The organism is Mycobacterium sp. IDUB_9 (genome assembly GCF_055419505.1).
Genome location: NZ_JBVAXU010000001.1, coordinates 1,504,155 through 1,518,877 on the forward strand (window position 1 = coordinate 1,504,155; position 14,723 = coordinate 1,518,877).

Annotated in this window: 18 protein-coding genes; 5 read left to right on the forward strand and 13 right to left on the reverse strand. The window is 65.2% G+C overall.

The window, feature by feature from the left end; genetic code table 11:
- Position 1 precedes the first annotated feature (1 nt).
- The 4 genes from ACZY08_RS07275 to ACZY08_RS07290 all read left to right on the forward strand — a co-directional run bounded on the left by ACZY08_RS07275 (position 2) and on the right by ACZY08_RS07290 (position 3,343).
- Positions 2-1,540: a hypothetical protein gene (locus tag ACZY08_RS07275; protein WP_463743867.1), complete on the forward strand. Its 1,539-nt coding sequence runs from the start codon at positions 2-4 to the stop codon at positions 1,538-1,540.
- Positions 1,541-1,656: 116 nt separating this feature from the next.
- Positions 1,657-2,601, forward strand: coding sequence for a WXG100-like domain-containing protein (locus ACZY08_RS07280; protein ID WP_463743868.1), 945 nt, complete (start codon positions 1,657-1,659; stop codon positions 2,599-2,601).
- A gap of 2 nt (positions 2,602-2,603) precedes the next feature.
- Positions 2,604-3,050 carry a YbaB/EbfC family nucleoid-associated protein gene (locus tag ACZY08_RS07285; protein ID WP_463743869.1) on the forward strand — a complete coding sequence of 149 codons (447 nt, stop codon included), beginning with the start codon at positions 2,604-2,606 and terminating at the stop codon, positions 3,048-3,050.
- On the forward strand, positions 3,047-3,343 hold the full coding sequence (locus ACZY08_RS07290; protein WP_463743870.1) for a hypothetical protein: 297 nt from the start codon (positions 3,047-3,049) through the stop codon (positions 3,341-3,343). The genes ACZY08_RS07285 and ACZY08_RS07290 overlap by 4 nt, the downstream gene beginning before the upstream one ends.
- Before the next feature lie 4 nt (positions 3,344-3,347).
- Here ACZY08_RS07290 and ACZY08_RS07295 read toward each other — a convergent pair whose 3' ends face one another.
- The 13 genes from ACZY08_RS07295 to ACZY08_RS07355 all read right to left on the reverse strand — a co-directional run bounded on the left by ACZY08_RS07295 (position 3,348) and on the right by ACZY08_RS07355 (position 12,830).
- Positions 3,348-5,117: a hypothetical protein gene (locus tag ACZY08_RS07295; RefSeq protein ID WP_463743871.1), complete on the reverse strand. Its 1,770-nt coding sequence runs from the start codon at positions 5,115-5,117 to the stop codon at positions 3,348-3,350.
- 2 nt (positions 5,118-5,119) lie between these two features.
- Positions 5,120-5,452 (reverse strand): hypothetical protein, encoded by a 333-nt coding sequence (locus ACZY08_RS07300; RefSeq protein WP_463743872.1) that lies wholly within the window; start codon positions 5,450-5,452, stop codon positions 5,120-5,122.
- A 21-nt stretch (positions 5,453-5,473) separates the two neighbouring features.
- Entirely contained in the window at positions 5,474-6,418 is a 945-nt protein-coding gene (locus ACZY08_RS07305; RefSeq protein ID WP_463743873.1) for a 3-oxoacyl-[acyl-carrier-protein] synthase III C-terminal domain-containing protein, read from the reverse strand.
- Positions 6,419-6,494: 76 nt separating this feature from the next.
- Complete coding sequence (locus tag ACZY08_RS07310) at positions 6,495-7,283, reverse strand: hypothetical protein (protein ID WP_463743874.1); 789 nt, start codon at positions 7,281-7,283, stop codon at positions 6,495-6,497.
- Between the two features lie 96 nt (positions 7,284-7,379).
- A complete protein-coding gene (locus tag ACZY08_RS07315; RefSeq protein ID WP_463743875.1) occupies positions 7,380-7,670 on the reverse strand; it encodes a hypothetical protein in 291 nt (96 codons plus the stop codon).
- Between the two features lie 20 nt (positions 7,671-7,690).
- Positions 7,691-7,960, reverse strand: a complete 270-nt coding sequence (locus ACZY08_RS07320; protein WP_463743876.1) for a hypothetical protein — start codon at positions 7,958-7,960, stop codon at positions 7,691-7,693.
- Between the two features lie 76 nt (positions 7,961-8,036).
- Positions 8,037-8,849 (reverse strand): ESX secretion-associated protein EspG, encoded by an 813-nt coding sequence (locus ACZY08_RS07325; protein ID WP_463743877.1) that lies wholly within the window; start codon positions 8,847-8,849, stop codon positions 8,037-8,039.
- The gene (locus tag ACZY08_RS07330; RefSeq protein ID WP_463743878.1) at positions 8,846-9,928 is read right to left on the reverse strand and encodes a PPE domain-containing protein; all 1,083 of its coding nucleotides are present in this window, start codon (positions 9,926-9,928) and stop codon (positions 8,846-8,848) included. Before ACZY08_RS07330 ends, ACZY08_RS07325 begins: the two co-directional genes overlap by 4 nt.
- A gap of 48 nt (positions 9,929-9,976) precedes the next feature.
- A complete protein-coding gene (locus ACZY08_RS07335; RefSeq protein WP_463743879.1) occupies positions 9,977-10,270 on the reverse strand; it encodes a PE domain-containing protein in 294 nt (97 codons plus the stop codon).
- A 25-nt stretch (positions 10,271-10,295) separates the two neighbouring features.
- Positions 10,296-11,360, reverse strand: a complete 1,065-nt coding sequence (locus ACZY08_RS07340) for a hypothetical protein (RefSeq protein ID WP_463781776.1) — start codon at positions 11,358-11,360, stop codon at positions 10,296-10,298.
- A 249-nt stretch (positions 11,361-11,609) separates the two neighbouring features.
- Positions 11,610-11,780, reverse strand: coding sequence for a hypothetical protein (locus ACZY08_RS07345; protein WP_463743881.1), 171 nt, complete (start codon positions 11,778-11,780; stop codon positions 11,610-11,612).
- A gap of 382 nt (positions 11,781-12,162) precedes the next feature.
- The gene (locus tag ACZY08_RS07350; RefSeq protein ID WP_463743882.1) at positions 12,163-12,516 is read right to left on the reverse strand and encodes a YbaB/EbfC family nucleoid-associated protein; all 354 of its coding nucleotides are present in this window, start codon (positions 12,514-12,516) and stop codon (positions 12,163-12,165) included.
- Positions 12,513-12,830, reverse strand: coding sequence for a hypothetical protein (locus ACZY08_RS07355; protein WP_463743883.1), 318 nt, complete (start codon positions 12,828-12,830; stop codon positions 12,513-12,515). Before ACZY08_RS07355 ends, ACZY08_RS07350 begins: the two co-directional genes overlap by 4 nt.
- A gap of 67 nt (positions 12,831-12,897) precedes the next feature.
- Here ACZY08_RS07355 and eccA point away from each other — a divergent pair, with 67 nt between their 5' ends.
- Complete coding sequence (gene eccA, locus ACZY08_RS07360; RefSeq protein ID WP_463743884.1) at positions 12,898-14,706, forward strand: type VII secretion AAA-ATPase EccA; 1,809 nt, start codon at positions 12,898-12,900, stop codon at positions 14,704-14,706.
- Positions 14,707-14,723: the final 17 nt, after the last annotated feature.

Below are 14,723 nucleotides of genomic sequence, written 5' to 3' on the forward strand. Positions count from 1 at the left end.
GATGGAAGCGGTACAGGCGATCTCGTTGGTCGCAGACTGGATCAGGTCGCGGGGGCTCGACTATCCGACCGAAGGTCTGGCAGCCGATCGCTTCGACAAGGGCTGGAGCGTGTACGCACCGGTCGAGATCGACGACAGCGATCCGATGGCGTTCCTGGACATCCCGGTCGGGCGGTCGATCTTCCTGGTGGGTGATTCCGGACGCATCGAAGAGGTGTCGTCGTCGATTCCACCGCAGCAGGCGCGCGAGGCGTTCAGCGCTCAGGAACCCGCGGCCAAGTCGAACGGTGCGGCCAAGCCGAACGGCGACGACTCCGACGAAGCGGCATTCATGGCCGAGTTCGAGCGGCAGTTCCGGCTGGCTGCCGCCGACGACCCGGACGTGATCGCCGACTTCACGATCGTCGACGACGCGCCCACGCCCGTCGGCGACGCGCCGACGAGTGCAGACGCCGCGAGCGCCGAGGAAGCATCCCGCCTCATCGACTCGATCGTGCAGCAGCTGGCTCAGCTCGGCCCAGAAGGTTGGGACGAGTTCTCCGCGGTGTTCGCCTTCACCGTCACCTCCCAGATCGCCCAGCTGCAGTTCTGGGCCCAGGACCGCACCGGCCTGGTCCCGGTGCCGCAATCGATCGCCGACCTGGTGCGCCAACAACGAGAGGTCTCGGCCCGCATGAGTGCCGGACCGTGGTGGCGACTGCTGTTGAACGTCACCAACACCGGTCAGGCGACGGTCGACTACGACTACGGCGACGAGCCGTTCCCGGACGACCAGATCGTTGCGGCAGAGCACTACCGCAACGACCTCGACACCTACCCGCGTAGGCAGGTGCCGGTGTGGTTGGCCGGCTACACCGCCGGGCCCGATGCGCAGGGGCGCGACGCGGCCCGGGCTGCGGATGCGGCCCGGGCCGACGAGGCCGCAGGCCGCGCCGCCGTCGTCACCGACCAGATCCCGCCGCTTCCCGACCTGGTGGCGCGGTGGGCGGTGTTGTCGGCCGCCTACGTCGGAATCGGGTCGGACTGGGGCCCGCGTATCTATCCGGGGTATGCCTGGTTCGAGAGCGATGCCCGCAGCGGGTCGACGCTGTACCTGCTGCCCGGTGACCGTGCGGTGCTCTCCGGTGGCAAGTGGAACTCCGGGTTGCTGGAGGCTGCCTACAACGGCGGTGGTCCGCTACCCGATCTCTACGGCGGAGCCCCTGCGTGGGTCAACGACTCCGTGTTGAACACCCGAAATCGCAACGGACTGCTGAGTTTCTGCTTCTGGTGGTGCAACGGTCAGTGGCATCGCGGTGCGACCGACACCTCCGGCGAACTCGACGTACCGGTTCCGGCTGTCTGGACACCGGAGGAAACAGTCGCGGCCATGGTGTCTCAGACCGGGGCGGACACGCTCGATCGTTGCCAGGCCCTGTTGGAGGTCGCCACCGAGGGCGCCGCCACGGTCGACGACGTGGCGGCAGTGTTCGACGACCACCCCGACGCACAGGTGTACGCCGCGGCCAACCAGTTGAGCCTGGCAGGTCTGTTGACCTAGAACTGGCGGGTAGCTGAACTCTCGGCGAACAAGGCCGTCAGAAATGGCGGTCTGCGGTACTGCGCAATAACGTGAATTGCGATGCTGCACGGAACTTTTCGCCGATGGGGGATCGGATGACCCTGCAGATTCCCGGTCCGCTGCAATGGGTGTCCTACCTGGTCGGCTCGCAATGGCCCAAGGGTGACGAAGACGCCATGTACCGCATCGGCGGTGAATGGGGCAACCGCGCCGAGCAATTGAGAGAGCTGATACCCGAACTGAACCGGATGCGGGCCAGCACCAGTGCTGTCCTGCAGGGCGTGACCGCCGGCACCGCCGACCAGCAGTTCGCGTTGCTGTTCGACGGTGACGCCACGGTCGACAAACTCGCCGATGCGATGGTGGCGCTCGGTGAGCTCGCCGAAAGTACCGGCAAGAACATCGAATACACCAAGTTGCAGATCTTGACTTCCCTGGCGATCGCGGCGTTCGAGATCTCCTGGGCGCTGGCTCAGACCTCGGTGACATTCGGAGCGTCGGCGGCCGAGATCCCGCTCATCGAAGTGTCGACCTCCGCCGCGATCCAGCGGATGGTGTCCGTGCTGCTCAAAGATGTCATGACCGACCTGGGCAAGGCAATGACGAAGACGACGGTGCACCGCATCATCAAGAAGTCCGGCGTCGAGGCCGCTGAGGCTCTCGGGCAGGAACTGTTCATCCAGAACATCCAGCAGTCCAAGGGACATCAGAACGGCTACGACTGGGACCGGCTGGGAACCGTCGCACTCGCCAACTCCGTCGGCGGGGCCACCCAGGGCACGGTCAGCATCTACGGCCAGCGGCTACTGGGTAATTCGGCGGTCAAGGGTGCGGCCGTCGGATACGTCGCAGGCATGTCCAAGAAGGTGACCGGAGCGCTGGCCACCGGCAGCCAGATCGACCCTGTTTCGGTCCTCGGATCGGTGCCTACTGCCGTGACCGGCGGGGTGCGCGGCCGAGCCGCGGCACACAGCAGCAAGGCGTCGACGGCGGACGGGGGCGGTGCCTCCGCGGCGGCCGGCGGGGGAGACGGGGACTAGACATGGACAACGACGCGGCACGCCATGAACTCATCGACGCGCTTGCCCTCCTGCAGGAACAGTTCGCCGATCTTGCCGCAGTAGAGACCGCGCGAGCGGAGTTGTACTCAGCGGCAAGTACCGCTCACGGGACCGTCACGGTGACCGTCGACGCGCACGGCGTCGTCATTGCGACCGCCGTCAGCGAATCCTATTTCGATGAGCACGATCTGGGCGATCTCGGAAGCTACATCACCGCCGCGGCCCAAGACGCCACCCGCGACGTCGAGCGGAAAGTCGCCGAACTCCTTGCACCACTGGCGCAGCGCCGTGCGGAGATGCCTTCCTTGTCGGACATCATCGACGGTGCCCCCGACATCAGGGTGCTGCTGTCCAACCCGGCGCCGCCGCCGGCTGGCGACGGCGTAGAAGAGCCAGGCGGCTACCCCACTGTGAGGAGTGCGCGATGACCGTTCCGCTGGGTGTCACGCCGGCCGACCTGCGTGGCACCGCGCGATACCTCGCCTCTGTCAGCAATGACATGAAAGCCGTGCAGTCGGCGCTGATGCACATGCTCAGCGGTGAAGGCGAGGCCTGGGGGCACGACAAGATCGGCAAGCAGTTCGCCGACGGCGGCAAAGGCTATAAGGCCCAGTTGGATTGGGTCGACGGGTCGATCACCGCGAAGACCGACCTGCTCGACTACTACGCCGACGGCCTTCAGCTCACCGCCGACGCCCTGGAGCAACAAGACAAGCCCTGACGCCTCACTCTGAACGCCCCGGCGTGAATTGCTGCCCCCGGGCCGGACGCGCCGGTCCTGGCTGGACACCCGAGTCGGGCTGCCAGGTGGGGGTGCCCCGCTGCGGAATGCGGCGGCGAGACTCGGGCTGCTCGGGCTTCGCGCCCTCCGACTGCTCGGCTTCCTCGTCGGCGCCGACCACGGGTACCGAGGCCTCCGAGTCGCCCATGACGTCTTTGCCGTTCTTCTTGCGTCGCAACGCCTTGTTGACCTGGTGGCCCTTGCCGTTCTGATCGCCGGCGCGCTGGCCCGCGGCCGGAGCACCTGCTCCGGGGCTGCCCGCGCCCGCACCGAGACCGGCCCCGGCCCCGGCGGCTCCGGCGGGCATCTTCGCCGCCGCAGTCGCGGGTGCTCCCGTCGGAAGGCCACTTGGCAGGCCCCGCAATGGAACTCCGCCACCGGCGCCGCCTGCACCCTTTCCGGCGCCCGCACCACCGAGCCCTTGCGGCCCGAGGCCGAGGACCCCCTCGGGCGGGCCTCCCATCCCTGACCCAAGCGGGTTCTGCTGGGCGGCGTTCTTGGCGGCGTCCATGGCCTGGCCCATCGCGTCCTTGGCGGCGTTGGTTGCCGTGTCCAACGCCGACTTGGCGGGGTCGGTCAGGCTCTCGAGAGCATCCTTCGTGGGGTCGGTCGTGGAATTTTGATCAATGGGCTTTTGGTCGACTGGTTTCAGCTTGTCGAGGTCGGTCGGCTTGTCGGGGTTCAGCTTGTCGAAGGCCGACTTGTCGAAAGGCTTGATGCCTCCGGGGCCGCCGCCCGGGCTGAACGGGCTCGTACCACCCGGTCCGCCTGGCCCGCCGGGGCCGGTGGGATCGCCGGTGGGAGCTTCGAACTTCATGTTCGGCAGCGGAGGAAGATTGGGGAAGTTCTGGGCTACCGCTTCGATGGCCGGCTGGTAGGTGCCTTCAAAGAGTTGCACCGCCTCGGTGTAGTCCTTGATTGATTGCTCGACCCGTTCCTTGTCCTTGACGGCGGTGTCTACGTTCACATACTGGCCATTGTCGAGCCTCAGAGCGCCGTCGGAATCGAAATGGTATCGGTTGTTGTATGCCACAATCTCGGCATTGACCCCCTGCAAATTCTTCGAATCAAAATCCTTGACCACGTCATCGCTTGCAGAGTTGGGGAAATGTTCTTGGACATAGTCGAATGCGGTATAGAGCACCTTCAGCCGGTCGGAGATCTCTTCCGACGACGGCGTGAAATCGTAGATCGAGGTCTTGGTGACCTGCTTGGACGCGGCTTCCGCCGCCGTCGCGCTGTCGCCGGACCACTTTCCCTCGATTGCCTTGTCGACTTTGTCCTTGAAGGTCTCGGCATGTTCCTTCAGGTTGTCCCCGTGAGTTGTCCAGGCCGTGGCCAGGGCATCGATCGCGGTGAGGTTCGACTTCAACGTGGACTTTTCGTCGCGGAGATCTTTGAATGTCCAGCTCTCGAAGTTGATGGCCTTGCCGCCGGTCGTGGCGGCAGTCACCGCATCCTGAACGGTTCGGTCTGGGGTCATTCCCGGAATTGCGTCGAGCGTGGAGGTGTCCGGCGCTCTCTCTTCCGTCTCGATTCCATCTAGCTCGTCCATCCCCTGGACGGGCTTGTTTTCAAATTTGTCGGTTTGGTAGTCGGGCTGCTCCTGGTTGCCCATCAGGGTGTTCCACTCTGATTCGGTCCAAGAAGGGGCATAGGAGGTGAAATACTCGCCGCCGAACACGGCACCCACGTAGTTTCCGAAACCGCTCATGGCTAGTCGGCTTCGTGCTTCTTCAGCGCATCCGCCGCGTCGTGCGCCGTCTTGATGAAATCCGATGTCTGGGCCAGCTGTTCCCTGACGTAGTCGGTCAGCGCCTTGCCCTTTGCGTTGAAGGCGGTCTCCATGGCCTTGGCCAGGTCGTTGTTCGGATTTTTGCCGAAGTAGCCCGTGGTGTCATCCAGGGCATTGTCGATGATCGCCTGCAACTTCGCCTCGTAAGGATCGAAGGCACTCGTCTCGAGTTCGGTGACAACACCCGGTTCGAGGTGGAGGTAGAGCTTTCCGTCGGTGGTAGCAGCGTCCAGGCCGGGCCAGGGACTAGTCATGATTCTCCTCTGCGGCGATCGTCACGGTTGTGCTGAATCTGATTGTGCTGCATTGAACGGCAACGTCACCTCTTTCTCGATTCGAAGCAGGACCGCGGCCGAGTTGACGAAATTCCCGGCAGCGAACAGCATGACCAGGTCGCCCGGTTTGGCGATCTTGTGATTCATCAGATAGGCGAGGCTCACCCCGAAGTCCGAGACCGTCAGATGCCCGAACTGTGCCGCGAAGTCACGCAGACCGGGGGCCGGCCGGAGTCGGGCGTGCATGGCGAGGGCGTCCGTGACCTGTCTCGGCTCGATGAATGACGGTGCGAACCAATCGATGTCGTCTGGCTTGAGACCGGCGCGTTCGTAGCATTCGATCACGGTTCCGACAGCTACCCGAAAACTGGCTATTGCATTGTCTTTCACGGTCCCGGAACCTCGCCGGTCATAGTTCTCCCACCTGGCGATCCAATCCGCCAAGGTCGGAAACGTCGGATCGTCGATGGCGCCGTCAGTTCTGCCGTGCATCATGCCGGCCGACGGATTGTGCGAACGTGCCGCGGCGGACACGATCCGGGCGAACCCTTCGGTTCTGTTCAGAAGTGCGCAGAAACCGCTGTCGCCCAGCAGGGAACCTTCGGTCGCCGGGCTGGCCGCGTACTCGTGCCGGTCGAAGTAGAAGATGCTGTCGCCGCCGGTCACCATCGCGTTGTCCCCGGCCCAACCCGCCTGGAGCACTGCGTCAGCGAGCATCACTCCGTACAGTCCGCCGGAGCAGAATTGCCGGATCTCTGTCGCGGAACCGGTGGATGTCTTGCCCAGCAAGGACTGTTGGAGTGAATTCTGTATCGGCCAGAAATGCTCGCCCTGGTACAACGTGCCGCAATGAAAGGACGCGGCCATGCTGTCGGCCGCCGCAGACAGCGCGGAGCCGTCGATCTGGCGCCCGGCCATCTCCACCATTTCGTGGACCGACTGCATCTCCTCCGCTGCGGTCGCGAGGTGTTTCGGTCGACCGGCGCTGTCCGTGCCGCCGGGTATGTACGTCGAAACGGTGCTAAGGAAGGCCATTGAACTCTTGTTCTGTCCGCGCTGCGGTGAGTCTGTCCTCCGCTGTCTTGACGTGTGCAGTCTCGATCTTCTTGAAGGCGGCCAGCAGGTTCGGGACACTGGCCGGAATGATCTGAAACGAACTGATGCCCTCGTTCACCACGTACGCGCCGTCGTCGGCAACGTTGATCAGGGTCAGGTGGTTCTCGTTGCGCAGGGCGTAATCCTTGGTGAATTCCGAGGAGCCGGACAGCAGAATCGAACCGGTGATTCGCACGTCCCGTAGCACCTGCGCGGGCGTCTCGTCCTCGAACTGACCATCCTTGCGTGGCCTGCTGCCGGGCTTGTAGTCCGGCAAGGCCTCGAGGACCACCTGCGGGAAATCCACGTTCACGCACCCGATGATCTGGACGTCTTCACCGAAGATGGTTTCTTCGCTGGGATCCTGGGTTACGACGGCGCAGTATCCCGACGCTCCGATCACCCCGAACAGGCGATACAAGCGCGTCCCTGCGCGGTCTTCGATCTGTCCGAACCCCTGCAGCAGGAACACCGGCGTGCGCAGAGCGTCGAGTATGCCAAGTCGGGTAGGAGTCATGCCCGCGCGCTGCCGGGCCAGCGCGGTCTGCCGATCGGCCTCGAGTTCAGCCTTGTACTTCTGCTGGCTGTTTCGATAGGCCAGGGGGAACGGCAGCCGGTCGAGGCCGATCACCTCACACAAGCAGCGGAAGTCGAAGCCGCTCATGAACCACGGTTCGACGTCATGGCGGATTGGGGCCACTTTGTCGGTGATCACGTTGAGCTGCTTTCTCTCTGACTGCTGGAAACTGAACGCGTAAGCGGGCTCGGTCGCGATGGAGTCATCGACCGAGCCCGCCGACGAACGGGCTTGCTAGAAGCCGCCCGCAAGATGCCTGTCGAGTGCCGCGGCGTCCTCCTGCGACTGATTTCCCCCGGACCGGGTCTGGGTGATCTCGTTGAGGATCGCGTCCATCTGCTGCAGGATCTGCGTCTGCTGCGTGTGCAGCGTCGCCGCGGCGTCGCCCTCGTACACGCCCTGCAGCGCGGCGAACACCTGGCTGACTTCCTCACGCATCTGCATCGCGTTGTTGGTCGTCCCCTGAATGTCGTCCAGGGAAGCGTAGTTGGCGCCGTACTGGTACCGAATGCTATCCGTATCCATTGATCAAAACCTTTCGATGTCTAGTCGGCGTCGTGGGTGACGAGTGCGTTGATGTCCGACTTTCCTTTGTCGACGATGTGCTGCAGGTTGTTGATGACGTAGTTGAAGTCCTCGTGATGCTGCGTCATGATGCCGCGGAACTTCGCCGCCTTCCCGCCGGTCCACGAGCTGGCCGTCATCGACTCGGTGGAATCGAGGATCTGGGAAGCCAGCCGCCTGACATCCATCATCTGTTTGTCGATGTTCTCGATCTTGCTCTGGGCTTCCGCGGGCGTCAGATGGAGCGTCATGCCTTACCTCTCTTTGTCAGAACCGGCATGAATCGCCGGACGGTGGTTGAGAATTCGCTTTGAACACGGAGCGGATCTAGCAGTCCCCCCATCTGTAGCCGGACAGCTCGACAAGCTGGCCGATGGCCTGCTTGATCGTGTGATCCGACCCTGGCTTGAGGGTGGTCCACAGCTGGCCGCTGGGTGAGGAGCTCGGGGCGCCGACGATACGTCCGCGTTTGGTGTAGAACACGCCGACCGCCCCGGCGGAACGTGAGACGCGGTCCACGTCCTCATCGAGTGCGTAGTAGACGATCTCGGCGAAGGCCAATCGTGCAGCCAGCGCCGAGCCCAGCGTCATCGCGGTTCGGGTGTCGGCTCCGAGGGCCCGGATCCGGTCGGACAACTCGGTGGCGTCATGGGTGTCCGACAGTGCCTGGGCGACCTCGGTCAGTGGGGCGCCGACGGGGCCGATCTCAGCCGGGACCGACGCCGGGAGCCGACGCAGCAGGGCACCGGTGGCGCTGGGCAGCTTCGCTCCGTCGTCGACCAGGTCCAAGGTGATCTCATTGCCGACCCGGCAGGCCGAGATGCATTGTGTGCCATGGCGGACGACCGTGACGCGGGCCAGGCCATCGGGAGTGACCAAACGCATCGCGAGTTCGCGATCGGGCCGTTGCAACGATTGCACGACCACGGCGAGGTCGGCGCTGACCTCACCGGCCGACAGCAGGCCGCGCTCGGTCAGGCTCCGGGCGGCCACACCGGCGGCCTCGCTCTGTGCGGATTCGGTCGGGTGTCGCGATCGGAGGTCCAGCACCAATGGCAGCGCTTGGACTCCCAGACGTAGCGCCAGAACGTGCATTTCATCGTCTGTGACGACGAAATGTGGAGCAAGAGATGTCGTCATAGGTTGAGCCCTCGGTCGACGCCGATCACCGGGGGAGTGACCCAGCGGTTGTCCACCTGTTCGAGCGTGCGCTCCGGTTCGTCGGCAAAGCCCTCGCCGGCGGGCACCTCGGGGGTCGCGAGTTCGTCGAACACCGCGGTGTCCGGGCCCCAACTGACGTTCGACACCATGAACGGTGCATCGTTCTGCTGCGCGGCGGGAAGCCAGGACTGACCGGCGTCGGACACTCCGGCACCCGGTTCGCCGGCCCCGTCCAGGGTCGCCGCGGGTTGCACCGATTCGTAGTCGCGGCTCTGGTCGTTGCGGCCCATGGCGCCCATCGGCGCATAGGGCGCGCCACCCATTCCGCCGTTGCCCGAGGAACCGCCGGTGCCGGCGAATCCGGTCTTCTGCAACGCCTTCGGGTCGGTAGTCGACTTGATGCCCGGTGCGAACATCGGTGCCAGCGGCGGTGGCGGTACCGCAGGAGCGCCGGCTGCCGCGCCGCCGCCACCGGGTGCGCCTTCGCCGCCCTGTTCGGCCGCCAGGGCATTGCCTTTCGACACCTGTGGAGGTGGGGGCTGGTCCCACGGCTGGGCCAGGGGAGCAGCAGCTTCTTCGTACTGCTGCATGACGGCCGCAGCGCTGGCCGCGTCGGCGGTTGCGGCTGCGTCGAACTCGGCGAACGTCCCGGTCAGCACGGCCCCGTTGTAAGCGGACAGGGAGGCCATCATGTCCTGGGCGGTCTTCGCCTCGATGGCCTCCGACACGCTCGGCATGGCCAGCACCGCCACGGTGTTGGCGACCGCGGCTTCCTCGGCGCGTTGGCCGTTGCCTGCCGCGCTGAGACTGATCGCCTGCAGCCACTTGCCGAATTCTTCGAGGCGCTGTGCCGCCGCGCTGGAGGCCTGGCTGTCCCAGGCGGTCCGCAGGCGTGCCACGAGCTTGTCGAAATCAACGGAGACATTGGCCAATTCGTTGGCGACCCGGATCCAGGCCGCGCCGGCACCGCCGACCGATGCCGGACCGGGCCCTTCGGTGAGGTCTCGCGCCAGCTGCTCGGTGCTACGTGACTCCCACGCAACGTCGGTGAACCCCACGCCCAGAAACCTCCCCTCGCAGAACAGAACCAGATGTATGTGTGATGGTCAGCCGGCGAAGTCCTCCGAGGCGGCAATGTTGGACGAATGACCGCGCAGTGTCGCAGCCACCTCGTGGACCTCGGCCATACCCTGATCGGTGGAGGTACCGAACGAGGTGTGGACCTCGTTGAGGGTCTGGGCAATTCGTTGTGACACTTCGTCACGGGCCGACGGCGTCACGGTGAGGTTGGGCGCCTCATCGGTCATCACCCGCTGTACCCGGTTGGCGAGTTCGTCGAGTTGGCGGCTGACCTCCTGCACCTCTGCGGGCTGGATGGACATTCCGTCGCTGTCGGCCATGACCGTTCTCCTTGGTTGGGGATCACTAGATCCGGAGTTCGACGTCCGGAGGCTGATACGGGTCGGCCTCCCCGAGGACCGGGGGTGCCGCAGTGCCGAGATCGCCGACGATCTCGCTGCCTTGGTCGGTGGTGTGCAGGAAGGACGCCGAGGTGTGATTGTTGCTCGACGAGGCGTTCGCGCCCTGGCCGGCGCCCATCGCGCCCATGGGTGCACCCCCCATCATGCCGGGCGAGCCGACACCGCCGACGCGCGGTGCGGCTGATTGTGCTGGTGCGCCGGCACTTTCGGCCTGGAGCATCGCTGACATCGGTAGCGACCGGGGTGCAGGTGTTCCGCTGCCACCGACCCCGCCGCCGAGACCGCCGGCACCCATTCCCCCGCCCGCGAGCGCGGGGTCGCCTTCACCTTCTCCCGCCGCGTCGGCGGTCGGGTCCATTGGATCGATCGCTGGATTCGCGGCGTTCTGGCTGGCTGCGGAGGCCGCTCCGGTGCCGGCCTGCACTCCGGCCTCGGCGCCTTTCATCGCCATCGGCATCAGCGGCGCCAGGCCGGCCAGTGACGACGCACCCTCGGGTGCGGCGGTGACGCCCACCGGCGCACCGGCCGCGGTGACCTCGGCGGCCTGGGTGGCGAGTGAAGTCTGGAGTTCGGTCATCACCTCGGCAGTGGTGGCAATTGCCTTGTTGGCAGCGGCGATTGCCGCGGCCCAGCCCCACGGGAAGATGATCATGGGCCCGATGGCCGCGATGGTGGCGGCGAACTCGGTGATGGTGGCGATGAGCCGGACCCTGGCCTGGCCGACGTTGGCGGCGGCCGCGGTCAGACTGCTACTCAGGGCATCGGATTGGGCACCGACCTCGGCTCCGTTGGAAATGGCGGTCGTCGTCTTGGCTGCCGCGGCAGTGCCGGACGCGCCCTGCCAGGCGTCACCCGCCGCACTGACCGACTTCGCCATGGGGCCGCCGGTGGACTGGAACATCTTGGTGATGGCCGGCAGCATCGTCGTCGGATCCACCCCCTCGAACATGCCGCTGCCCAGCGTGCTGAGCGCATCGGTGACCGGGCTGATCAACGCGCTCGGATCCATGGGGTTGGCGGGGGGCTGCTGCTCGGGTTGGCCTTCGGGAGGCGGTTCTTCTCCCGGCTTTTGATCCGCTATGGGCGGCAAACCCAGGCGATCAAGAATTTGTTGGACTGGCAAATTCAGAAAGTCTTGCAAGTTCTGTTCTTGAGCAGCGATAACCGGTGTGGCGTCGTAGCCGGGAACGCGTTGAGCCAACTGTCCGACCGGTGTTACCGGCTGTGGAGGCAAAACCGTAGGCATGGGGCGTCCGGCCTAAGCGTCGTCGTTGGACAGGACGGCGGACCGGGACACTTCGGTGGCGGCTCCAGTGGCGGCATGCACTCCGCCCACCAGTAGTGTGCCGGCCAAATTATTGGCTTGAGCTGGGCCGAACGCTGCGAGATACACCGCACCGATCGGCCCGAGTGCAGTTGCCGCGGACATCAGCATCGCAGCTGAGTCGGCCGATCCAGCTGTGGTTATCGCGGATGCAGCCGCTTCATTCGCAGCGGAAAAGGTAGCCATCCCCGAGGGTTGGGCGGCGAAAATGTCGCTCATCGTGCTGATACCTTTCCAGCTGGACGCGGGGGCTGTGCGGGCACGAGACCAATAAACTATAGCCGCGCCCACCCCTCCCAGCTAACTGAATTTTCCGCGAATAATGCGTGTAAATCGTTCGGTTTGTTAATTAGCGCAATGGCAAAAATTGCTGGATAAACGATTTTCGTGCGCATCCCGCCGGCGTCACGGGTGTTCCGTTGCAGTTCAGGTGCCAACCGGTTGGTCGGGTCGCTCGGGTTGGTTACGGTTTGCCGGCGAGGGGTCGCTAGCCCCGCGGTTCGAAAGCGGTGCCGTCCCAGCGCGTCAGCGGCGCCTGGTTCAGTTCCTGCATCCGCTGCGCGAATTCCTGGGACAGATACTGCTGGCGGGCCGCCGCGACCTGCGCGGCAGCGCCGGCGGTCTCGACAATCAGCTTGGCCAGCGCGTCCGCACCCAGCTTGTGCGCGGCGGGCCCGAGCCACAGCCCGGTCATCGCGCCCAGGCCGTCGACCTCTGCGCTGACGTTCCCGTCACGGCTGGTGACGCGCGCCGAAATCGATTGGCAGTGCTCATCCATCGCTTGTACCAGGTCACGCTGCTTACGGATGCGGCCGAGGAGGGAGCCGGCGAGCCCGGTCATACCGACCTGCCCCAGGTGGGCGGGAGTTCGCCCTCCTCGCCGAGGACCTCGTCCTCGGCGCGACTCAGCTCCTCCTCGGTCGCCAGCTGCAGCGGATCGATGACCGATGTGCTGTAACCCTTTTCGGCCAGGTCACGCCTGCGCTCGACCTGGGCGCGGGCCGCCGACAGGCGGCACAGCGCCATGATCTCGTCGGCCAGTTGTGTGGGCGGCTTCTTCAACTCGACGGGATCGAGGCGAAGCGCTACCGGCAGACCGCGCTCGGTGGTGTGCACCGAAATCGTTCCACCAGCTGACTGCACCGGCTGTGCCATTCTGCTCAACTTAGTACACTCGCGGGCGTCCGTCCGGACCGTGCAGTGAGGAGATGTGTCACCTCCGATGAGTGGATCCACCGATGCGCAGCGGGTTTTCGATGCCGGAGTGCTGTCGCTCGGCATTCCCATCGACGGATTGGAGACCGAGCGCGACCTGCCGTACGCGGCGCTCGCGTTCCGCCGGGCCACGGAGTATGACCCGGATATGTGCGATGCGTGGTTGGGTCGCGCCGCCACCGGTGACACCAGCTCCGAGGTCATCTATCACCTGTACCGAACCAGCACACTCTCGTTGTTCCGCGAGCAGCGCCGACTCGGTCTGCCGCAACGGTCTTTGAGTGGACGCTTCCAGACCGGCCTCTACCTCGACTATCCGTTGAGCACCAAGACCGAGATGTGGCTCGCCTACGCGGCCAGCATGATCGGGGCAAGGGATTTCGACGAGGCTGAGCAGGTGCTCGACAAGCTGGAGCAGACGACGGCCGGACCGGACGGCGACACCGGCGAGATCTGCGCGTATATCCGTGGCGTACTGCACTTCACGACGCAGCGATGGCCCGACGTACTGAGTGCGCTGAGCCGGTCGGGATCATTCACCGACAACTACATCGGCGCCGGTGCAGATCTGATGGTCGGCTCGGCATGTGCGCAGATGGGATTGTTCGGGGAGGGCATCCGCCGACTCGACCGGGCCATCGAGGGCCCGGTTCCGGGAGCACGGCGGGCCGCGGAGTTCTGCAAGGGGCTGACCCTTCGGGAGATGGGCGAAGAGCAGGACGCCCGGGTGATCTTCGAAAGGATCTACAGCGAGGACCCCGGATTCGAGGCGAACGCCGCAGCATTGGCTGATCCCAAGTACCGGCTGGTGGTCACCTCGAAGGAGATCGTCGACTCACGCTCTGACCGTTGGGACCCGGCCAGCGTGCCGTCGGCGGAGGACCTCCTGGCCGACGATCTCTCGGAGCGGGGCAACGAATACCTGCAGGCGGCGCAGCAGGAACTGGATCGCCAGATCGGCTTGTCAGAGGTCAAACTCCAAGTCGCCAAACTGAAGTCGGCGGCGATGCTGGCAAAGGTCCGTGGGGACAAGGGGCTCAGTTCGGCGGCGCGCAGTCTGCACCTGGCGTTCACCGGCCCGCCCGGCACCGGCAAGACCACGATCGCCCGCGTGGTGGCACAGACGTATTGCGGCCTCGGTCTGCTGCGCACGCCCAACATCGTGGAGGCCAAACGCCACGACTTCGTCGGCCAGCATCTCGGCAGCACCGCGATCAAGACCACCGCGCTGATCGACTCGGCCATGGACGGAGTGCTGTTCATCGACGAGGCCTACACGTTGATCCAGACCGGGCTGTCCGGCGGCGACGCATTCGGCCGTGAGGCCGTCGACACCCTGCTGGCCCGCATGGAGAACGACCGCGACCGCCTCGTCGTGATCATTGCCGGCTACGACGCCGAGATCGATCGCTTCCTGGCCTCCAATGACGGTCTGGCGTCGCGGTTCACGAAACGAATCCGATTCGGCTCCTACGGACCGCACGAACTCGCTGACATCGGCAAGCTCGTCGCCCGCACCCGGGACTCGGAATTGTCCGAGGCCGCCTACGAAGAACTTGTCTCCGCGTGCGTCACGCTGTGCCAGAGCGAGGCGCTCGACCAGTCGGGACAACTGCGCCCCGGGATCGACCTGGCCGGTAACGGGCGGTTTGTGCGCAACGTGATCGAAGCCGCCGAAGAGGAACGCGAATACCGGCTCAGTGAGGTCCACGGCATGAATCTGTCGGATCTCGACGAGGCGCAGCTGATGCGGATCGAACCGGTGGACATGCGGGCCGCGCTCAAACAGGTGCTCGGCATGACGGCATCGAGTTGACAGGAGGGAAGTAGCCA